Source organism: Peribacillus deserti (assembly GCF_002863585.1).
Lineage (GTDB): Bacteria > Bacillota > Bacilli > Bacillales > DSM-1321 > Paraperibacillus > Paraperibacillus deserti_A.
This window is the reverse complement of the sequence record NZ_PGUY01000009.1, coordinates 36,756-54,059: the sequence shown is the minus strand read 5'-3', so window position 1 is coordinate 54,059 and position 17,304 is coordinate 36,756. Positions and strand designations below refer to the sequence as shown.

Annotated in this window: 32 protein-coding genes; all 32 read right to left on the bottom strand. The window is 41.7% G+C overall.

Annotation, left to right across the window (positions count from 1 at the left end):
* Nucleotides 1-5: 5 nt before the first annotated feature.
* The 32 genes from CUU66_RS03205 to rplC all read right to left on the bottom strand — a co-directional run bounded on the left by CUU66_RS03205 (nt 6) and on the right by rplC (nt 17,273).
* Complete coding sequence (locus CUU66_RS03205) at nt 6-803, bottom strand: energy-coupling factor transporter transmembrane component T family protein (RefSeq protein WP_101640238.1); 798 nt, start codon at nt 801-803, stop codon at nt 6-8.
* On the bottom strand, nt 800-1,669 hold the full coding sequence (locus tag CUU66_RS03200) for an energy-coupling factor ABC transporter ATP-binding protein (RefSeq protein WP_101640237.1): 870 nt from the start codon (nt 1,667-1,669) through the stop codon (nt 800-802). Before CUU66_RS03200 ends, CUU66_RS03205 begins: the two co-directional genes overlap by 4 nt.
* The gene (locus CUU66_RS03195) at nt 1,645-2,484 is read right to left on the bottom strand and encodes an energy-coupling factor ABC transporter ATP-binding protein (protein ID WP_101640236.1); all 840 of its coding nucleotides are present in this window, start codon (nt 2,482-2,484) and stop codon (nt 1,645-1,647) included. The genes CUU66_RS03200 and CUU66_RS03195 overlap by 25 nt, the downstream gene beginning before the upstream one ends.
* A 403-nt stretch (nt 2,485-2,887) precedes the next feature.
* Entirely contained in the window at nt 2,888-3,250 is a 363-nt protein-coding gene (gene rplQ / locus CUU66_RS03190; protein ID WP_101640235.1) for a 50S ribosomal protein L17, read from the bottom strand.
* 70 nt (nt 3,251-3,320) lie between these two features.
* Nucleotides 3,321-4,265, bottom strand: a complete 945-nt coding sequence (locus tag CUU66_RS03185; RefSeq protein WP_101640234.1) for a DNA-directed RNA polymerase subunit alpha — start codon at nt 4,263-4,265, stop codon at nt 3,321-3,323.
* A 173-nt stretch (nt 4,266-4,438) separates the two neighbouring features.
* A complete protein-coding gene (gene rpsK / locus CUU66_RS03180) occupies nt 4,439-4,828 on the bottom strand; it encodes a 30S ribosomal protein S11 (RefSeq protein ID WP_026693346.1) in 390 nt (129 codons plus the stop codon).
* Between the two features lie 22 nt (nt 4,829-4,850).
* The gene (gene rpsM / locus CUU66_RS03175) at nt 4,851-5,216 is read right to left on the bottom strand and encodes a 30S ribosomal protein S13 (RefSeq protein WP_101640233.1); all 366 of its coding nucleotides are present in this window, start codon (nt 5,214-5,216) and stop codon (nt 4,851-4,853) included.
* A 22-nt stretch (nt 5,217-5,238) separates the two neighbouring features.
* Nucleotides 5,239-5,352, bottom strand: coding sequence for a 50S ribosomal protein L36 (gene rpmJ / locus CUU66_RS03170; RefSeq protein WP_003156543.1), 114 nt, complete (start codon nt 5,350-5,352; stop codon nt 5,239-5,241).
* A gap of 37 nt (nt 5,353-5,389) precedes the next feature.
* Nucleotides 5,390-5,608, bottom strand: coding sequence for a translation initiation factor IF-1 (gene infA, locus CUU66_RS03165; RefSeq protein WP_026693344.1), 219 nt, complete (start codon nt 5,606-5,608; stop codon nt 5,390-5,392).
* A gap of 96 nt (nt 5,609-5,704) precedes the next feature.
* Nucleotides 5,705-6,451 (bottom strand): type I methionyl aminopeptidase, encoded by a 747-nt coding sequence (gene map / locus CUU66_RS03160; protein ID WP_101640232.1) that lies wholly within the window; start codon nt 6,449-6,451, stop codon nt 5,705-5,707.
* Nucleotides 6,451-7,101: an adenylate kinase gene (locus tag CUU66_RS03155; protein WP_101640231.1), complete on the bottom strand. Its 651-nt coding sequence runs from the start codon at nt 7,099-7,101 to the stop codon at nt 6,451-6,453. The genes map and CUU66_RS03155 overlap by 1 nt, the downstream gene beginning before the upstream one ends.
* A 60-nt stretch (nt 7,102-7,161) precedes the next feature.
* A complete protein-coding gene (gene secY, locus CUU66_RS03150; RefSeq protein WP_101640230.1) occupies nt 7,162-8,454 on the bottom strand; it encodes a preprotein translocase subunit SecY in 1,293 nt (430 codons plus the stop codon).
* Nucleotides 8,454-8,894 carry a 50S ribosomal protein L15 gene (rplO, locus tag CUU66_RS03145; RefSeq protein WP_101640229.1) on the bottom strand — a complete coding sequence of 147 codons (441 nt, stop codon included), beginning with the start codon at nt 8,892-8,894 and terminating at the stop codon, nt 8,454-8,456. Before rplO ends, secY begins: the two co-directional genes overlap by 1 nt.
* A 33-nt stretch (nt 8,895-8,927) precedes the next feature.
* Nucleotides 8,928-9,110, bottom strand: a complete 183-nt coding sequence (gene rpmD, locus CUU66_RS03140) for a 50S ribosomal protein L30 (protein ID WP_101640228.1) — start codon at nt 9,108-9,110, stop codon at nt 8,928-8,930.
* 13 nt (nt 9,111-9,123) lie between these two features.
* Entirely contained in the window at nt 9,124-9,624 is a 501-nt protein-coding gene (gene rpsE / locus CUU66_RS03135) for a 30S ribosomal protein S5 (protein WP_101640227.1), read from the bottom strand.
* Between the two features lie 23 nt (nt 9,625-9,647).
* A complete protein-coding gene (rplR, locus tag CUU66_RS03130) occupies nt 9,648-10,010 on the bottom strand; it encodes a 50S ribosomal protein L18 (RefSeq protein WP_101640226.1) in 363 nt (120 codons plus the stop codon).
* 32 nt (nt 10,011-10,042) lie between these two features.
* Nucleotides 10,043-10,582 carry a 50S ribosomal protein L6 gene (gene rplF / locus CUU66_RS03125; RefSeq protein WP_101640225.1) on the bottom strand — a complete coding sequence of 180 codons (540 nt, stop codon included), beginning with the start codon at nt 10,580-10,582 and terminating at the stop codon, nt 10,043-10,045.
* Between the two features lie 30 nt (nt 10,583-10,612).
* Entirely contained in the window at nt 10,613-11,011 is a 399-nt protein-coding gene (gene rpsH / locus CUU66_RS03120) for a 30S ribosomal protein S8 (RefSeq protein WP_101640224.1), read from the bottom strand.
* A 31-nt stretch (nt 11,012-11,042) separates the two neighbouring features.
* Entirely contained in the window at nt 11,043-11,228 is a 186-nt protein-coding gene (locus CUU66_RS03115) for a type Z 30S ribosomal protein S14 (RefSeq protein ID WP_026693334.1), read from the bottom strand.
* Between the two features lie 29 nt (nt 11,229-11,257).
* The gene (rplE, locus tag CUU66_RS03110) at nt 11,258-11,797 is read right to left on the bottom strand and encodes a 50S ribosomal protein L5 (RefSeq protein WP_101640223.1); all 540 of its coding nucleotides are present in this window, start codon (nt 11,795-11,797) and stop codon (nt 11,258-11,260) included.
* A gap of 26 nt (nt 11,798-11,823) precedes the next feature.
* Nucleotides 11,824-12,135, bottom strand: a complete 312-nt coding sequence (gene rplX, locus CUU66_RS03105) for a 50S ribosomal protein L24 (RefSeq protein WP_101640222.1) — start codon at nt 12,133-12,135, stop codon at nt 11,824-11,826.
* A 40-nt stretch (nt 12,136-12,175) separates the two neighbouring features.
* Nucleotides 12,176-12,544: a 50S ribosomal protein L14 gene (gene rplN / locus CUU66_RS03100; protein WP_101640221.1), complete on the bottom strand. Its 369-nt coding sequence runs from the start codon at nt 12,542-12,544 to the stop codon at nt 12,176-12,178.
* 42 nt (nt 12,545-12,586) lie between these two features.
* Nucleotides 12,587-12,850, bottom strand: a complete 264-nt coding sequence (gene rpsQ, locus CUU66_RS03095) for a 30S ribosomal protein S17 (protein WP_101640220.1) — start codon at nt 12,848-12,850, stop codon at nt 12,587-12,589.
* A gap of 21 nt (nt 12,851-12,871) precedes the next feature.
* The gene (rpmC, locus tag CUU66_RS03090) at nt 12,872-13,072 is read right to left on the bottom strand and encodes a 50S ribosomal protein L29 (protein ID WP_101640219.1); all 201 of its coding nucleotides are present in this window, start codon (nt 13,070-13,072) and stop codon (nt 12,872-12,874) included.
* Nucleotides 13,062-13,496 carry a 50S ribosomal protein L16 gene (gene rplP, locus CUU66_RS03085; RefSeq protein ID WP_101640218.1) on the bottom strand — a complete coding sequence of 145 codons (435 nt, stop codon included), beginning with the start codon at nt 13,494-13,496 and terminating at the stop codon, nt 13,062-13,064. The genes rpmC and rplP overlap by 11 nt, the downstream gene beginning before the upstream one ends.
* A gap of 2 nt (nt 13,497-13,498) precedes the next feature.
* The gene (gene rpsC, locus CUU66_RS03080; RefSeq protein ID WP_101640217.1) at nt 13,499-14,155 is read right to left on the bottom strand and encodes a 30S ribosomal protein S3; all 657 of its coding nucleotides are present in this window, start codon (nt 14,153-14,155) and stop codon (nt 13,499-13,501) included.
* 3 nt (nt 14,156-14,158) lie between these two features.
* Entirely contained in the window at nt 14,159-14,500 is a 342-nt protein-coding gene (gene rplV / locus CUU66_RS03075) for a 50S ribosomal protein L22 (RefSeq protein ID WP_101640216.1), read from the bottom strand.
* A gap of 17 nt (nt 14,501-14,517) precedes the next feature.
* Nucleotides 14,518-14,796: a 30S ribosomal protein S19 gene (gene rpsS / locus CUU66_RS03070; protein ID WP_101640215.1), complete on the bottom strand. Its 279-nt coding sequence runs from the start codon at nt 14,794-14,796 to the stop codon at nt 14,518-14,520.
* 57 nt (nt 14,797-14,853) lie between these two features.
* Nucleotides 14,854-15,684, bottom strand: a complete 831-nt coding sequence (rplB, locus tag CUU66_RS03065) for a 50S ribosomal protein L2 (protein ID WP_101640214.1) — start codon at nt 15,682-15,684, stop codon at nt 14,854-14,856.
* A 25-nt stretch (nt 15,685-15,709) separates the two neighbouring features.
* Nucleotides 15,710-15,994 (bottom strand): 50S ribosomal protein L23, encoded by a 285-nt coding sequence (gene rplW / locus CUU66_RS03060; protein WP_101640213.1) that lies wholly within the window; start codon nt 15,992-15,994, stop codon nt 15,710-15,712.
* Nucleotides 15,994-16,617: a 50S ribosomal protein L4 gene (rplD, locus tag CUU66_RS03055; RefSeq protein ID WP_101640212.1), complete on the bottom strand. Its 624-nt coding sequence runs from the start codon at nt 16,615-16,617 to the stop codon at nt 15,994-15,996. The genes rplW and rplD overlap by 1 nt, the downstream gene beginning before the upstream one ends.
* Before the next feature lie 26 nt (nt 16,618-16,643).
* On the bottom strand, nt 16,644-17,273 hold the full coding sequence (gene rplC / locus CUU66_RS03050; RefSeq protein WP_101640211.1) for a 50S ribosomal protein L3: 630 nt from the start codon (nt 17,271-17,273) through the stop codon (nt 16,644-16,646).
* Between the last annotated feature and the right edge of the window lie 31 nt (nt 17,274-17,304).

The following is a 17,304-nucleotide window of genomic DNA, read 5'->3' as shown; positions in this document are numbered from 1 at the left end:
CTCCATTACGCTCGTAATATGAATAACAGTACAGTCATTACCCCTATGGCCGCGATCAGCACCGTGTCTGTACCTTCCCATTCCAACAGACGGTATTTGGTTCTTCCCTCACCGCCGCGGTAACCTCTTGATTCCATAGCGGTCGCGAGCTCCTCAGCCCTTTTAAACGAACTGACAAACAAAGGAATAAGCAAGGGAACAATCGCTTTGATTCTATTTTTTATAGGTCCGCTGGAGAATTCAGTACCCCTTGCCGCCTGTGCTTTCATGATTTTATCGGTTTCTTCCATCAAGGTCGGAATAAACCGTAAAGAAATCGACATCATCAGTGCTAATTCATGGATCGGCAGCTTCCACTTTTTTAAAGGGTTAAACAAGGTTTCGAGCCCATCTGTAATCGATATAGGAGTGGTTGTCAGCGTTAAAATAGATGTAATCAGTATTAACAAAGCAAAGCGCAAGGATATGAATATTCCCTGGCGCAGCCCATCTTCATACACTTCTATAAAACTCCACTTAAAAAGCAGATTGCCTTCCTTAGTGAAAAATATATGAAGCAGGAAGGTAAATAAAATGAGGTAAAAAACAGGCTTAAGGCCGCCTATCAAAAAACGGGCAGGAATATTTGATAATCTTAGAATAATAAACGTAAACGCTGCTGCAAGCACATATGTCGGAATGTTATTCGCTAGAAAAATGATAAATACAAATATAAATACCATTAGAAGTTTGGCCCGGGGATCCATCCGGTGCATAGGAGATTCCACAGGAACATAACGTCCAAAGATCATTTTATCCATCATTTCGAAACACCCCCTTCAAGGAGACTTTCAATCTGACAAGCCAGTTCATCCATAGTGAGGCATATCTGTCCCAGCTTCCTGCCGCACTGATTCTCGATCATAAGCTGCATACGTACTGTATTGGGAACATCCAATCCTAAAGTAACAAGCTCATCACTCTTTGAAAATATCTCTCTTGGACTGCCTTTCTCATATACTGTACCTTGATGCATAATAACAATCTCATCAGCATATCTAGCCGCATCTTCCATACTGTGTGTGACCAATATAGTAGAAATCCCAGCCTCTTTGTGTATTTCGTAAAACAGGTCCATGATTTCCATTCGGCCCCTTGGATCAAGGCCGGCAGTCGGCTCATCAAGGACGATTACCTCTGGCTTCATCGCAAGCACTCCAGCTATCGCCACTCTTCTCATTTGTCCGCCTGACAAATCAAAAGGGGACTTGTCCAGAATTTGTTCAGATAAGCCAACTTTACGGATGGCTTCTTTAGCGAGGGTAACTGCCTCCTCCTCAGGTATACCAAAGTTCATAGGACCAAAACAAATATCCTTTAATACGGTTTCCTCAAACAATTGGTGCTCGGGAAACTGGAATACGATTCCTACCTTTTTGCGGACAGCGCGGAGGTTCTTATCCTTTTTCCCTGCCTGTATCGTGTTCTCTCCAATTTGGACCGACCCTTTAGTAGGTTTCAAAAGGCCATTAAGGTGCTGAAGCAGGGTAGACTTACCTGAACCGGTATGCCCAATAATTGCAAGATAAGTTCCTGAAGGTATATCGATATTAACCTCTCTTAAAGCAACTCTCTCAAAAGGAGTATCTTTTTGGTACCTGTGCTCTACATTGTTGAGATTAATTTGCATAAATCATTCACCAGCTCTTTGTCGGTTAGATGTGATCCAGTTAAACGTACTCCCCGTTGTTGCAGCAGGGCGCTCAGTTTAATGGGAAAAGGTATGTCAAGTCCCAGGGTTACAAGCTCCTCTTCCAGCTTAAATATATCTCTGGGTGTACCTTCTTTATAAAGGGACCCCTGATTCATCACGATCATTCGGTCGGCACGGGAGGCTTCTTCTAAATCATGGGTTATAGAAACAACGGTGATTCCCCGTTCTTTCATAAGATCCCTGACAGTACCAAGTACTTCCTCTCGTCCTTTGGGATCGAGCATGGAAGTAGACTCATCCAGAATGATGATACTTGGCCTTAATGCCAAAACTCCAGCAATAGCTACCCTTTGCTTCTGTCCGCCAGATAGATGGTGCGGCTCTTGATTAAGAAATGAATCCATGTTAACCCGCTTGAGAGCATCGTCTACACGGAGAAGCATTTCCTCTCTGGGTATCCCAGCGTTTTCTAAACCAAAAGCCACATCATCCTGTACGGTGGTACCAACAAACTGGTTATCAGGATTCTGAAACACCATGCCAATCTGTCTGCGGACACCCCAGACTGTTTCCTCCGATAAATTCTGGCCTTGGACAGTGATCCTACCGGATTGTGGATATAGGAGTCCATTCAAGAGCTTTGCCAGAGAGGACTTGCCTGAACCATTATGGCCCACAATAGCCAGCCATTCACCCTCATAGATGTCGAAAGAGACAGAATCGACTGCATTCTGTTCCTGGCCATCATATTTAAATACAACTTGTTCCAACTGTACCAGAGCATTCTTCATGTGCTCTCCTCCTCTTGCCTCTCCTATACTGATCTCTGCTCTAGTAGAAAGTCTTTTGCTGCTGGCAAAAGAAGTTAAGGTCTATTTTCCATACGTCAGAAAAATGATCCTTTTCTAAAAAAGGATATAAAAAAACGCTGCACCCCTTCCACAAGAAAAAATTTTCCCGGTAGATTAAGAACAGCTTTAGAAGCATCCTATTTACGAATAAGAGCATTTTTACACTTTCATCCTATGAAAGCTGGAGGGGTGCGAGAGCTAGACGGGCCGGTTAAAAACCGGTCATCGTAACACTCTATTAGCGTATTGCATTTTACAAAAAAAACAAAAAATTTAACAAGGTAAGAAAAAAGGGCAAAGAACAAGTTAGTTTGGAACTGTCCCGCCCTTTTATTCATGCTTATTAAACTAACTCGATAATAACCATTGGTGCTCCGTCTCCGCGACGAGGACCTACTTTCATTATACGAGTGTAACCGCCTTGACGTTCTTCATAACGTGGAGCGATGTCACTGAACAATTTTTGAAGAGCATCTTGACCTGTTTCAGCGTTAGCTACTTCGTTGCGGATGAATGCTGCAGCTTGACGGCGTGCGTGCAAGTCACCACGTTTACCTAAAGTGATCATTTTTTCAACAACAGAACGTAATTCTTTAGCTTTAGCTTCTGTTGTTTCAATACGCTCACTTACGATTAGGTCAGTTGCTAAATCACGAAGTAGAGCCTTACGTTGAGAGCTAGTGCGTCCTAACTTTCTGTAACCCATTGAGAGATTCCCTCCTTTATTGAAGTCATTTTCTATATAGCCTGGTCAGGAAAGGACTTTATTTATTATATCAATCGTCTTTTCTTAAACCTAAGCCTAATTCTTCTAGTTTCGCTTTCACTTCTTCAAGTGATTTGCGGCCTAGATTACGAACCTTCATCATATCTTCTTCCGTTTTATGAGCAAGCTCTTGAACGGTATTGATTCCAGCACGTTTTAAACAGTTGTAAGAACGAACAGAAAGATCTAATTCTTCGATAGTCATCTCAAGAACTTTTTCTTTTTGATCTTCTTCTTTTTCTACCATGATTTCTGCATTTTGAGCTTCGTCAGTTAAACCAACGAAAATATTCAAATGCTCTGTTAAAATCTTGGCTCCAAGCGCGATAGCTTCTTTTGGACCATTGCTGCCATCAGTCCAAACGTCAAACGTCAGCTTATCGTAGTTAGTCATTTGTCCAACACGTGTATTTTCTACTTGGTAGGAGACACGTGAAACCGGAGTGTAAATAGAGTCGATGGGAATAACGCCAATTGGCTGATCTTCTCTCTTATTTTGGTCAGCTGGTGTATAACCGCGTCCTCTGCGTGCAGTTAATCTCATACGCATATGGCCGTTCTTACCAATGGTTGCGATGTGTAAATCAGGATTTAGGATTTCTACATCACTATCATGAGTAATATCAGCTGCCGTAACTACTCCTTCTTCCGGCACATCAATTTCAAGCGTTTTTTCTTCATCGGAGTAAATCTTAAGAGCTAGTTTCTTCACATTTAGAATAATAGAAGTAACATCTTCTACAACGCCTTCAATTGTTGAGAACTCATGCAGTACACCATCTATCTGGATAGATGTGACAGCGGCACCTGGGAGTGAGGATAATAGAATACGACGTAAGGAGTTACCCAGAGTTGTACCATACCCACGCTCAAGTGGCTCGACGACGAACTTACCGTACTTGGCGTCATCGCTGATTTCAACCGTTTCGATTTTTGGTTTTTCTATTTCGATCATTTAAATAAACCCTCCTTCAAAACGTCGAAACCCCGGCTAGTTATGTGGCTAACCGAAATTCCCCATGTTAACATTCCCGATTGTGCGCAACAACTGAATTATTTCTTCTGTATTAACGCAAACTTCCTATCATATCCCAGTATAGACAGGGATACAATTTCTATACAGAAAAATTAAACACGGCGACGTTTTGGTGGACGACATCCGTTATGTGGAACTGGAGTCACATCTTTAATTGCAGTAACTTCTAGACCAGCAGCTTGAAGTGCACGAATTGCAGCTTCACGGCCTGCTCCAGGACCTTTAACAGTTACTTCAAGAGTTTTCAAACCATGTTCCATAGAAGTTTTCGCTGCAGTTTCAGCTGCCATTTGAGCCGCGAACGGAGTGGATTTACGGGATCCTTTGAATCCTAATGCACCCGCACTTGACCAAGAAATAGCGTTACCTTGGCTGTCAGTGATAGTTACGATTGTATTGTTAAATGTTGAACGAATATGAGCAATACCAGTTTCAATATTCTTTTTTACACGACGTTTACGCGTATTCGTTTTACGTGCCATGAAATGTACCCTCCTTTACAGATTATTTTTTCTTGTTAGCTACAGTACGTTTTGGACCTTTACGCGTACGAGCATTATTTTTAGTGTTTTGTCCGCGAACAGGTAAGCCGCGACGGTGACGAAGACCACGGTAGCTGCCGATTTCCATTAAACGTTTAATGTTTAAAGAAATTTCACGGCGAAGATCTCCTTCTACTTTTAATCTGTCGATGATATCACGGATTTTGTTTAATTCATCTTCAGTTAAATCGCGTACGCGAGTATCTTCAGAAACACCAGCTTCTGCTAAGATTTGTTGTGCAGTTGGTTTACCAATACCAAAAATATATGTTAATGAAATGACAATACGTTTGTCACGTGGAACATCTACTCCAGCAATACGTGCCATTGTATATGCGCACCTCCTTCAATTAGCCTTGTTTTTGTTTATGCTTAGGGTTTTCGCAAATAACCATAACTTTACCTTTTCTGCGGATTACTTTACACTTTTCGCAGATCGGCTTTACAGATGGTCTGACTTTCATTGATTTAACCTCCTTATATAGATCGGAGAGAACCAGATTATTTGAATCGGTAAGTGATTCTGCCGCGAGTTAAATCATACGGTGAAAGCTCAACTGTTACTTTATCGCCTGGTAAAATGCGAATAAAGTGCATACGAATTTTACCGGAAACATGAGCTAAAACAGTATGACCATTTTCTAATTCTACCTTAAACATAGCGTTTGGCAAAGTTTCAGTTACTTTGCCCTCAATTTCAATTACATCATCTTTCGCCATTATAAATCTTCTCCCTTCATATCAGCTATAACTCGAATTTATGTGAACTCTGTACATTTATGAAACAGCCTTTAATACCGATTAGGACCACAGATCTTAAAGCTTGGTTAATACATCATAACCTGTTTCAGTAATGGCGATGGTATGTTCAAAATGAGCACACATCTTCTTGTCAACCGTTACAACAGTCCAGTCATCTGAAAGTGTTTTAACATAACGGCTTCCTGCATTAACCATAGGCTCGATACATATAACCATACCAGGCTTTAAGCGAGGACCTTTTCCCGGCGGACCATAATGAGGGATTTGAGGTTCCTCATGTAAGTCTTGACCGATTCCATGTCCAACATACTCTCGAACAATTGAGAATTTGTTTTCTTCAACATAAGTCTGAATAGCATGGGAGATGTTTGAAAGACGCACGCCTGGCATTGCTTCTTTCAATCCTCTATATAATGACTCTTCGGTAACATCCAAGAGCCGCTGCGTTTCATCATCAATATTGCCAACAGGATATGTCCAGGCCGAGTCACCGTGATAGCCATTATATTTAGCACCTATATCAATGCTGATTATATCGCCACCTTTGAGGACTCTGTTCCCCGGGATACCATGTACTAATTCATCATTCACAGAAGCGCATATGCTTCCGCGAAAACCATTATACCCTTTAAATGAAGGAATTGCATCATGTTTGCGTATGAAATTTTCTGCTATTTGATCTAATTCTTTCGTGGTTATACCTGGCTGAATGTGCGGTTTTAGTTCTTGATGAGTTAAGGCAACGATCCTGCCAGCTTCGCGCATAATTTCCAGCTCGCGAGGGGTTTTACAAATGATCATTATTGCAAGCTCCCAAGGAGTTCCTGGATATTTGCAAACACTTTGTCAATATCCTGCTGCCCGTTTATATTTCGAAGGTAACCTTTGTCTTCATAGAAATCTAGAAGAGGCTGTGTCTGCTTCACGTTAACTTCTAATCTAGTCTGGACAGTTTCTTGATTATCATCAGCCCGCTGATAAAGTTCTCCGCCGCAGCGGTCGCAGACTCCCTCTTTTGCCGGAGGATTAAATACTAAATGATACGTAGCCCCGCAGTCTTTACAGATGCGTCGGCCGGTTAAACGTTCCATTAGTATATTTTTATCAACGTCAATATTGATAACAAAGTCAATTTGGCGTTCAAGCTCAGCAAGAATGGCTTCTAAAGCACTGGCTTGCGCAACAGTACGTGGAAAACCATCTAGTAAGAAACCTTTAGTGCAATCATCTTTACTCAATCTTTCACGGACGATCCCGATGGTCACTTCATCTGGAACTAGTTCTCCTTTGTCCATGTACGATTTTGCTTGTAAACCAAGTTCCGTCTGGCTTTTGATAGCCGCGCGAAACATATCTCCTGTAGAAATATGAGGGATATCGTATTGTTCTACGATTCTTTCGGCTTGAGTACCTTTACCGGCGCCCGGAAGCCCCATTAATACTAGGTTCAACTTAGGTTCCCCCCTCAAAATCTATGATAGGTTTGGGGAACAATCTGTTCCCAAAACCCTTTATTTGATAAAGCCTTTATAATGACGTTTCACTAATTGGGCTTCCAGCTGTTTCATCGTTTCTAGGGCGACCCCGATGACGATCAGCAGGCTGGTACCTCCAATTTGTGCTGATTGCGGAAGATTGCCAATTGAGATGAAAATAACAGGCAAAATGGCAATCAGAGCCAAGAATATTGCACCGACAAAAGTTAATCGGCCCAGTACTCTAGAAAGATAATCTTGAGTGTTCTGTCCCGGGCGGATGCCAGGAACATATCCGCCTTGCTTTTTCAAATTATCCGCTACTTGTTCAGGGTTGACCTGGATAAACGCATAGAAATAAGCAAAAGCAATGATTAGCGCCACATACACAGCAGCTCCGACTGGGTGAGTATATGTGAAATTCTTTTGGATCCAAAGAGTTACGTCATTTGTACCAAAGAATGATGCGATCGTTGGCGGAGTAATCAAGAATGATACTGCAAAGATAACAGGAATAACTCCTGCTGAATTCACCTTTAATGGTAAATGTGTTGATTGGCCGCCCATTGGGTTGCGTCCAGCCACTCGCTTAGCATACTGAATCGGAATTTTTCGCAATGCCTGCTGAATGAATATTACTCCAACGATTATCGCGATCACAGCAAGAAGAATCAGTACGACAGTCACTATATTTAAAAATAGTTTATCTCCTGCATTTTCTAACTGCTGAGCATATATTTGGTTAACAGTTCCAGGAATTCCTGCAGCGATACCAGCGAAGATGATAATGGAAATACCATTACCTACTCCCTTGGAGGTAATCAGCTCTCCTAACCACAAAAGGAAAGCAGTACCCGCTGTTAAAACTGTGGCAATCAAAAGATATGTTCCAATGCCAGGATTGTTAATTAATAACCCGTTAGACATGTTATTAAATCCGTATGACATTCCAATGGCCTGGATAAAGCCAAGCACAATGGTTCCATAGCGGGTAAACTGAGCTAATTTACGTCTTCCAGCTTCTCCTTGTTTAGACCATTCGGTAAACTTAGGAATTACATCCATCTGCAAGAGCTGAATGATGATGGAAGCAGTAATGTAAGGCATAATCCCCATTGCAAAAATGGAAAATTGCTGCAGCGCACCGCCGCCGAATGTGTTTAGAATTCCAAATACATTCATCTGGTCCTGTGCTCTCAGTACATCTGCATTTACGTTTGGAACTGGAATGAATGCCCCAATTCTAAAAACAATCAACATTAAAAGGGTGAATAGGATTTTATTTCTTATATCACCCACGCGCATAAAATTGGAGAATGTGCGAAACATTAAATCACCTCAGTTTTACCGCCAGCAGCTTCGATCGCTTCTTTAGCAGCAGAGGAGAATTTATGAGCTTTCACAGTAAGCTTTTTCTCAACGTTACCTTTTGCAAGAATTTTGATTCCTGCTTTTTCATTACTTACAACGCCTGTTTCGATAAGAAGTTCTGGAGTAACTTCTGTACCGTCTTCAAAGCGGTTTAATGTTTCAAGGTTGACTACAGCAAATTCCTTACGGTGGATGTTAGTGAATCCGCGTTTAGGAAGACGTCTGAATAGTGGAGTTTGACCACCTTCAAAGCCTAGGCGTACACCACCACCTGAACGAGCGTTTTGACCCTTGTGTCCTTTACCGGCTGTTTTACCGTTTCCAGAACCGATACCGCGACCGACGCGGTTACGTTCTTTACGAGAACCTTCTGCAGGTTTTAACTCATGAAGTTTCATGTTGGCACCTCCTTGTTATATGAGAAATATATTTTATTGTTCTTTTACAGTAACAAGATGAGCAACTTTGTTAATCATACCGCGAATCGCAGGGTTATCATCATGAACAACAGTTTGATGCATTTTGCGTAACCCAAGCGTATTAACTGTTACGCGTTGATCTTCAGGGCGACCAATTAAGCTGCGAGTGAGGGTAATTGCTAATTTATTTGCCATTCGAATTCCCTCCTTATCCTAACAGTTCTTCTACTGATTTGCCACGTAATTTCGCTACGTCTTCAGCACGTTTTAATTGCTTCAAACCATCCATAGTTGCACGCACCATGTTAATTGGTGTGTTAGATCCTAGGGATTTAGAAAGAATATCACTAACACCAGCAAGTTCAAGTACAGCACGAACTGGTCCGCCAGCGATAACTCCAGTACCAGCAGAAGCTGGTTTTAATAGAATGTGGCCAGCACCGAAATGACCGTTAACTTGGTGTGGTACAGTAGTACCAACCATAGGTACAGTAATTAGGTTTTTCTTAGCATCTTCGATTGCTTTACGGATAGCATCTGGTACTTCTTGAGCTTTACCAGTTCCAAATCCAACATGTCCGTTTTTGTCACCAACCACTACTAATGCAGTGAAGCGGAAACGACGTCCACCTTTTACAACCTTCGCTACGCGGTTAACCGTAACAACGCGTTCTTCAAGTTCAAGTTTATTTGGATCAATGCGACGCATCTGATATGTCCCTCCTTTTTTGATTAAAATTCTAAGCCGTTTTCACGAGCAGCATCAGCTAATGCTTTTACACGACCATGGAAAAGGTAACCCCCGCGGTCAAATACCACAGCTTTAACACCTTTTTCTACAGCACGTTTAGCAACTAATTCGCCAACTTTTTGAGCTGCTTCAAGGTTGCTTGTTGATTCAAGGCCTAAGTCTTTATCTAAAGTAGAAGCACTTGCAAGAGTTACGCCTGTTAGATCGTCAACTAATTGTGCATAAATGTGCTTGTTAGAACGATACACATTTAGACGAGGACGAGCTTCAGTACCGGAAAGCTTAGCACGTACACGCGCATGTCTTTTTCTACGGGTTGCGTTTTTATCAAGCTTTGTGATCATTTAGGTCACTCCTTTCGTTTACTTATGACGCATTACTTACCAGTTTTACCTTCTTTACGGCGAACAACTTCACCTTCATAACGGATACCTTTACCTTTGTAAGGCTCTGGTGGACGTACATCACGGATGTTAGCTGCCAAAGCGCCTACACGCTCTTTGCTGATTCCTTTGACGGAGATCTTTGTGTTAGCAGGAACTTCGATTTCGATGCCTTGTTCAGGTTCGAATTCAACTGGGTGAGAGTAACCAACGTTCAGTACAAGCTTATTGCCTTGTTTCTGAGCACGGTAACCTACCCCAATAAGTTCAAGGTTTTTTTGATATCCTTTAGATACACCCTCAACCATGTTAGAGATAAGCGCGCGAGTTGTTCCGTGCAGAGCGCGGATCGTCTTCTCTTCTGAAGGTCGGGATACAGTAAGAACATTTTCTTCTATATTAATTGTTAACTCTGGACTAAAAGCACGAGTTAATTCACCTTTTGGGCCTTTAACAGTTACAGTGTTGTTATCAGCAACTGTAACAGTTACGCCAGCAGGAATTTCAATTATTTTTTTACCTATGCGGGACATTTAGTGCACCTCCATTCGTGTAAAGATTTATTACCAAACGTATGCTAGAACTTCTCCGCCAATTTGCTTAGCGCGAGCATCTTTGTCAGTTATAACGCCTTGAGATGTAGAAACTAGAGCAATACCTAAACCGTTAAGTACGCGTGGTACATCAGTTGATTTTGCATATACACGTAGACCAGGCTTGCTGATACGTTTTAATCCAGTAATTACACGCTCATTGTTAGCACCGTATTTCAAGAAGATACGGATGATACCTTGTTTGTTGTCTTCAATAAATTCAACGTCACGTACGAAGCCTTCACGCTTTAAGATTTCAGCGATTTCTCTTTTAATCTTAGAAGCTGGAACTTCTAATTTCTCGTGACGAACCATATTCGCATTACGGATGCGAGTAAGCAAATCTGCAATTGGATCTGTCATGACCATTGTTTATTTACCTCCTTCCCAATATCAGGTATTACCAGCTAGCTTTTTTAACGCCAGGAATTTGTCCTTTATAAGCAAGTTCACGGAAACAAATACGGCACAGTTTAAATTTACGGTATACAGAGTGTGGACGCCCGCAGCGTTCGCAGCGAGTGTACTCTTGAACCTTGAATTTAGCGCCTGCTTTTTGCTTCAAGATCATTGATTTTTTAGCCACGTTTTCGCCTCCCTTATTTAGCGATTATCTTACTTTTGGAATGGCATTCCGAATTGAGTAAGTAGTTCACGAGCTTCTTCGTCAGTGTTGGCAGTCGTTACGATAACGATATCCATACCACGAACCTTGCTCACTTTATCATAGTCAATTTCAGGGAAGATTAATTGTTCTTTAACACCAAGAGTGTAGTTACCGCGACCGTCGAATGCTTTCTTAGATACACCACGGAAGTCACGTACACGAGGTAAAGAAACAGAAATTAATTTGTCTAGGAATTCGTACATACGCTCACCGCGAAGAGTTACTTTCGCACCGATTGGCATACCTTCACGAAGACGGAAGCCTGCGATGGATTTTTTAGCTTTAGTAACCAATGGCTTTTGACCAGTGATAATAGCTAGCTCTTCAACAGCAGTGTCTAAAGCTTTAGCGTTTGATACTGCATCGCCGACACCCATGTTAATTACGATTTTATCAATTTTTGGAGTTTCCATAACAGATTTATAGTTAAACTTGCTCATCAGAGCAGGAGTAATTTCTTGTTGGAATTTTTCCTTTAGGCGGTTCATTTATTGTACCTCCCTTCTTCTTAAACTTATTTATCTATAGTTTCGCCAGATTTTTTAGCAACACGTACTTTTTTGCCATCAACTTCTTTTGTACCTACGCGAGTAGGAGTTCCTGTTTTAGGATCAAGAAGCATGACATTTGATACGTGAATAGCAGCCTCTTGGTTTAGAATGCCGCCCTGTGGGTTGACTTGTGAAGGTTTAGCGTGTTTTTTAACAATGTTTACACCTTCAACAAGCACACGGTCTTTCTTAGGGAAAGCTTCAAGGACCACGCCTTGTTTTCCTTTGTCTTTGCCAGAGATGACTACGACTTTATCACCTTTTTTTACATGCATGAGATTCGCACCTCCTTGAAAGGCATTTTACGATTTATCATTATAGAACTTCTGGAGCAAGTGAAACGATCTTCATGAAGTTGTTGTCGCGCAATTCGCGTGCAACAGGTCCAAAGATACGAGTACCGCGAGGGCCTTTATCGTCACGGATGATTACACATGCGTTTTCATCGAAACGGATGTAAGAACCATCATTACGACGCACACCGCTCTTCGTACGAACAACTACCGCTTTAACAACGTCACCTTTTTTAACAACGCCACCTGGTGTTGCTTGTTTTACTGTACAAACGATAACATCACCAATATTAGCAGTTTTACGGCCAGAACCACCGAGAACTTTAATTGTAAGTACTTCACGTGCACCGGAGTTATCAGCAACTTTTAAACGTGTTTCTTGTTGAATCACGAACGAAACCTCCCTTCGGAATTAACATAATCCGAACATATATTATATAATAACAGCTTTTTCTACAACTTCTACAAGACGGAAGCGTTTAGTAGCAGAAAGTGGACGAGTTTCCATAATTCTTACGATATCGCCAGCTTTTGCTTCGTTTTGCTCATCATGAGCTTTAAACTTCTTGGAGTACTTCACGCGCTTGCCGTATAGAGAATGTTTTTTATAGGTTTCTACAAGAACAGTGACTGTTTTGTCCATTTTATCTGATACTACACGACCAGTATAGACTTTACGCTGATTGCGTTCACTCATTCCATAAACCTCCTCTCATGATCAATTGTTAGCAGAGATCTCTCTTTGACGTACAACAGTTTTCATACGAGCGATCGATTTGCGCACTTCACGGATGCGTGCAGGGTTTTCTAATTGTCCAGTTGCTAACTGGAAACGAAGGTTGAATAACTCTTCTTTTAAAGACTTTACTTTTTGTTCTATTTCGGCAGTGGTAAGATCACGGATTTCATTAGCTTTCATTTGATTCACCACCAATTTCTTCTCGTTTTACAAACTTACATTTAACAGGAAGTTTGTGGGCTGCAAGACGAAGAGCTTCGCGAGCTACTTCTTCAGAAACACCAGCAATTTCAAACATAACTTTACCAGGTTTCACAACAGCTACCCATCCTTCTGGAGCACCTTTACCGGAACCCATACGGACTTCAAGAGGTTTAGCAGTGTAAGGCTTGCTTGGGAAAATCTTAATCCAAACTTTACCTCCACGTTTCATGTAACGAGTCATCGCGATACGAGCTGCTTCAATCTGACGGTTAGTGATCCAAGAAGCATCTTGTGCTTGAAGACCAAATTCACCAAAATGAACTTCAGTGCCGCCTTTGGCACGGCCCCTCATCTTACCGCGGTGTTCACGACGATATTTAACGCGTTTAGGCAATAACATGATTATTTTCCTCCTTCCTCGGATTTCTTCTTAGTAGGAAGAACCTCTCCACGATAGATCCATACTTTCACACCAAGCTTACCATAAGTAGTGTCAGCTTCAGCAGTAGCATAGTCAATATCAGCACGAAGTGTGTGAAGTGGAACTGTACCTTCGCTATAGTGTTCAGAACGAGCGATATCAGCGCCGCCAAGACGTCCAGATACCATTGTTTTAATACCTTGTGCACCAGAACGCATTGTGCGTTGGATCGCTTGCTTTTGTGCACGACGGAAAGATACACGGTTTTCTAATTGACGAGCGATGTTTTCTGCTACTAGTTTAGCGTCAAGATCCGCTCTCTTGATTTCAATGATGTTGATGTGAACGCGTTTCCCAGTTAACTGGTTTAATGCTTTACGCAATGCTTCAACTTCAGTACCACCTTTACCAATAACCATACCAGGTTTAGCAGTGTGGACAGAAATGTTGATGCGGTTTGCAGCACGTTCAATTTCTACTTTGGATACAGAAGCATCATTTAAACGATTCATGATGTACTCACGAACTTTGATGTCTTCGTGTAAAAGTTCTGCGTAGTCTTTATCAGCGTACCATTTAGATTCCCAGTCACGGATAATCCCGATACGTAAACCGACCGGATTTACTTTTTGACCCACAGTTTATCCCTCCTTCTTTTCTGATAGAACGATAGTTATATGACTAGTACGTTTGTTGATTGCACTCGCACGACCCATAGCGCGAGGACGGAAACGTTTCAATGTTGGTCCTTCATTCACATAAGCTTGTGAAACAACCAGGTTATTAATGTCCATTTCGTAGTTGTGTTCTGCATTTGCTACAGCAGATTTAAGAACTTTTTCTACGACTGGAGAAGCGGCTTTTGGAGTGTGGCGAAGAATCGCTACCGCTTCACCGATTTGCTTGCCTCTGATTAAGTCGATTACTAAACGAACTTTACGAGGTGCAATACGGACTGTATTAGCAACAGCTTTAGCTTGCATGAGATGCCCTCCTCTCATTAACGTCTTGTTTTCTTATCATCATTGCCATGGCCTTTATAGCTACGAGTTGGTGCGAATTCACCAAGTTTGTGGCCAACCATGTCTTCAGTTACATAGACCGGTACGTGTTTACGACCATCGTAAACCGCGATTGTGTGCCCAATGAATTGCGGGAAGATTGTTGAACGGCGAGACCAAGTTTTAATTACTTGTTTTTTCTCAGCGTCATTCATTTTTTCAACCTTGTTAATTAAATGATCATCAACAAAAGGTCCTTTTTTCAAACTGCGACCCATATGTGTGCCTCCCTTCGCGATTGCACTACGGTCCGCATGAACCGTAGATCAATCCCGTTATTTTTTACCACGACGTACGATAAATTTATCAGACTTGTTCTTTTTCTTACGAGTTTTAAGACCAAGAGCAGGTTTGCCCCAAGGAGTCATTGGTGATTTACGTCCGATAGGAGCGCGTCCTTCACCACCACCGTGTGGGTGATCTACTGGGTTCATTACAGAACCACGTACAGTTGGACGTTTGCCTAACCAGCGAGAACGGCCAGCTTTACCGATGTTGATAAGTTCATGCTGTTCATTACCTACTTGACCAATTGAAGCGCGGCATGTAGATAGAACCATACGAACCTCACCTGAATTTAATCGAACTAATACGTAACGGCCTTCTTTACCAAGAACTTGTGCAGAAGTACCGGCAGAACGTACTAATTGACCACCTTTTCCAGGTTTCAATTCGATATTGTGGATAACAGTACCAACAGGGATGTTGATAAGTGGAAGTGCGTTTCCTACTTTAATGTCAGCTTCAGCACCTGACATGATCTCCATACCTACTTCTAGGTTTTTAGGAGCTAGGATATAACGTTTTTCTCCATCCACGTAGTTAATTAATGCAATGTTTGCGGAACGGTTTGGATCATACTCAATAGTAGCAACGCGTCCTGGTATACCATCTTTATTCCGTTTGAAGTCGATGATACGGTATTGACGCTTATGGCCGCCACCTTGATGACGAACAGTTAACTTACCTTGGTTGTTACGGCCACCTTTTCTGTGTAAAGGTGCAAGCAATGATTTTTCTGGTTTGCTAGTTGTGATCTCTGCAAAATCAGAAGTAGTCATGCCGCGACGACCATTGGAGGTAGGTTTGTACTTTTTAATCGCCATAGTTATTCCCTCCTTCTCTTATATATTAAGCTTCGAAAAATTCGATTTCTTTGCTGTCAGCAGTCAATTTAACGATTGCTTTACGGCGTTTGTTTGTATAGCCGGCATAACGGCCCATACGCTTGAATTTACCTTTGTAGTTCATGATGTTTACTTTCTCAACTTTTACGTCAAAGATTTCTTGAACAGCATCTTTAACTTGAGTTTTGTTAGCTCTAACATCCACTTCAAAAGTGTATTTTTTTTCAGCCATCAAGTCTGATGAAGCTTCAGTGATTACGGGGCGCTTAATGATATCACGAGCATCCATTATGCAAGCACCTCCTCTACTTTTTCAACAGCAGCTTTAGTAAGGATCAGTTTGTTGTGTCCTACAACGTCTAATACGTTTAGGCCGTCAGCTTCTACAACTGTTACACCAGGAATGTTACGAGCAGAAAGTGCTACGTTTTCGTTCAGGCTGTCTGTAACAATAAGTGCTTTCGTATCAACAGAAAGACCTTCAAGGACCGCTGTGAATTCTTTTGTTTTTGGTGCATCAAACGCTAGGTTTTCAAGCACTAAAATGTTCTCTTCTTGCACTTTAGCAGAAAGAGCAGATTTAATAGCTAAACGACGCATTTTCTTAGGCATTTTATAGCTGTATGATCTTGGTGTTGGACCAAAAACGATACCACCGCCGCGCCATTGTGGAGAACGGATAGAACCTTGACGAGCACGTCCAGTTCCTTTTTGTTTCCATGGCTTGCGTCCACCGCCTGCTACTTCAGAACGGCCTTTTACTTTATGAGTTCCTTGACGTAAGGAAGCTCTTTGCATAACAATCGCTTCAAATAAAACAGCGTTGTTAGGCTCAATACCAAATACAGATTCATTAAGCTCGATATCTCCAGCTTGTGATCCATCTTGTTTGTAAAGTGTTACTTTTGGCATTCCAATGCTCCTCCTTTCCTAAAAAATTACTTTGCTTTTACCGCACTTTTAATTTTTAATAGAGCTTTTCTTGCTCCAGGTACATTACCTTTAATTAATAGTAAGTTGCGATCAGCATCAACTCTTACGATTTGAAGGTTTTGAACAGTGATTTGCTCTCCGCCCATGCGTCCTGGTAGTAATTTACCTTTGAATACACGGTTTGGAGCAACAGGACCCATTGAACCAGGGCGACGGTGGTAACGAGATCCGTGTGCCATAGGTCCTCTAGATTGTCCGTGGCGTTTAATAGCACCTTGGAAACCTTTACCTTTTGAAATTCCTGTTACATCTACTAGATCGCCTTCTGCGAAAATATTAACTTGGACTTCCTGACCAACCTCATAGTCACCGAGGTTAACTTCGCGGAATTCACGAATGAAGCGCTTAGGAGCAGTTTTCGCTTTTTCAGTGTGTCCTTTTTCGGGTTTGTTAGAAAGCTTTTCACGCTTATCTTCAAAACCTACTTGAACAGCTTCGTAGCCATCAGCCTCAACTGATTTTACTTGAAGCACTACGTTTGGAGCTGCTTCAACAACAGTTACAGGGATAAGCTCACCGTTTTCAGCAAATACTTGCGTCATACCGATTTTTCTACCTAAGATTCCTTTGGTCATTAGTCACACCTCCTGTGAATTTATCTTTTTT

What these genes read in the sequence shown, in the direction of transcription:
- CUU66_RS03205 (WP_101640238.1), bottom strand. Translation starts at nt 803, where the DNA reads ATGATGGATAAAATGATCTTTGGACGTTATGTTCCTGTGGAATCTCCT.
- CUU66_RS03200 (WP_101640237.1), bottom strand. Translation starts at nt 1,669, where the DNA reads ATGCAAATTAATCTCAACAATGTAGAGCACAGGTACCAAAAAGATACT.
- CUU66_RS03195 (WP_101640236.1), bottom strand. Translation starts at nt 2,484, where the DNA reads ATGAAGAATGCTCTGGTACAGTTGGAACAAGTTGTATTTAAATATGAT.
- rplQ (WP_101640235.1), bottom strand. Translation starts at nt 3,250, where the DNA reads ATGGGTTACAGAAAGTTAGGACGCACTAGCTCTCAACGTAAGGCTCTA.
- CUU66_RS03185 (WP_101640234.1), bottom strand. Translation starts at nt 4,265, where the DNA reads ATGATCGAAATAGAAAAACCAAAAATCGAAACGGTTGAAATCAGCGAT.
- rpsK (WP_026693346.1), bottom strand. Translation starts at nt 4,828, where the DNA reads ATGGCACGTAAAACGAATACGCGTAAACGTCGTGTAAAAAAGAATATT.
- rpsM (WP_101640233.1), bottom strand. Translation starts at nt 5,216, where the DNA reads ATGGCACGTATTGCTGGAGTAGATGTTCCACGTGACAAACGTATTGTC.
- rpmJ (WP_003156543.1), bottom strand. Translation starts at nt 5,352, where the DNA reads ATGAAAGTCAGACCATCTGTAAAGCCGATCTGCGAAAAGTGTAAAGTA.
- infA (WP_026693344.1), bottom strand. Translation starts at nt 5,608, where the DNA reads ATGGCGAAAGATGATGTAATTGAAATTGAGGGCAAAGTAACTGAAACT.
- map (WP_101640232.1), bottom strand. Translation starts at nt 6,451, where the DNA reads ATGATCATTTGTAAAACCCCTCGCGAGCTGGAAATTATGCGCGAAGCT.
- secY (WP_101640230.1), bottom strand. Translation starts at nt 8,454, where the DNA reads ATGTTTCGCACATTCTCCAATTTTATGCGCGTGGGTGATATAAGAAAT.
- rplO (WP_101640229.1), bottom strand. Translation starts at nt 8,894, where the DNA reads ATGAAACTTCATGAGTTAAAACCTGCAGAAGGTTCTCGTAAAGAACGT.
- rpmD (WP_101640228.1), bottom strand. Translation starts at nt 9,110, where the DNA reads ATGGCAAATAAATTAGCAATTACCCTCACTCGCAGCTTAATTGGTCGC.
- rpsE (WP_101640227.1), bottom strand. Translation starts at nt 9,624, where the DNA reads ATGCGTCGCATTGATCCAAATAAACTTGAACTTGAAGAACGCGTTGTT.
- rplR (WP_101640226.1), bottom strand. Translation starts at nt 10,010, where the DNA reads ATGATCACAAAGCTTGATAAAAACGCAACCCGTAGAAAAAGACATGCG.
- rplF (WP_101640225.1), bottom strand. Translation starts at nt 10,582, where the DNA reads ATGTCCCGCATAGGTAAAAAAATAATTGAAATTCCTGCTGGCGTAACT.
- rpsH (WP_101640224.1), bottom strand. Translation starts at nt 11,011, where the DNA reads ATGGTCATGACAGATCCAATTGCAGATTTGCTTACTCGCATCCGTAAT.
- rplE (WP_101640223.1), bottom strand. Translation starts at nt 11,797, where the DNA reads ATGAACCGCCTAAAGGAAAAATTCCAACAAGAAATTACTCCTGCTCTG.
- rplX (WP_101640222.1), bottom strand. Translation starts at nt 12,135, where the DNA reads ATGCATGTAAAAAAAGGTGATAAAGTCGTAGTCATCTCTGGCAAAGAC.
- rpsQ (WP_101640220.1), bottom strand. Translation starts at nt 12,850, where the DNA reads ATGAGTGAACGCAATCAGCGTAAAGTCTATACTGGTCGTGTAGTATCA.
- rpmC (WP_101640219.1), bottom strand. Translation starts at nt 13,072, where the DNA reads ATGAAAGCTAATGAAATCCGTGATCTTACCACTGCCGAAATAGAACAA.
- rplP (WP_101640218.1), bottom strand. Translation starts at nt 13,496, where the DNA reads ATGTTATTGCCTAAACGCGTTAAATATCGTCGTGAACACCGCGGTAAG.
- rplV (WP_101640216.1), bottom strand. Translation starts at nt 14,500, where the DNA reads ATGCAAGCTAAAGCTGTTGCTAATACAGTCCGTATTGCACCTCGTAAA.
- rpsS (WP_101640215.1), bottom strand. Translation starts at nt 14,796, where the DNA reads ATGGGTCGCAGTTTGAAAAAAGGACCTTTTGTTGATGATCATTTAATT.
- rplB (WP_101640214.1), bottom strand. Translation starts at nt 15,684, where the DNA reads ATGGCGATTAAAAAGTACAAACCTACCTCCAATGGTCGTCGCGGCATG.
- rplW (WP_101640213.1), bottom strand. Translation starts at nt 15,994, where the DNA reads ATGGATGCTCGTGATATCATTAAGCGCCCCGTAATCACTGAAGCTTCA.
- rplD (WP_101640212.1), bottom strand. Translation starts at nt 16,617, where the DNA reads ATGCCAAAAGTAACACTTTACAAACAAGATGGATCACAAGCTGGAGAT.
- rplC (WP_101640211.1), bottom strand. Translation starts at nt 17,273, where the DNA reads ATGACCAAAGGAATCTTAGGTAGAAAAATCGGTATGACGCAAGTATTT.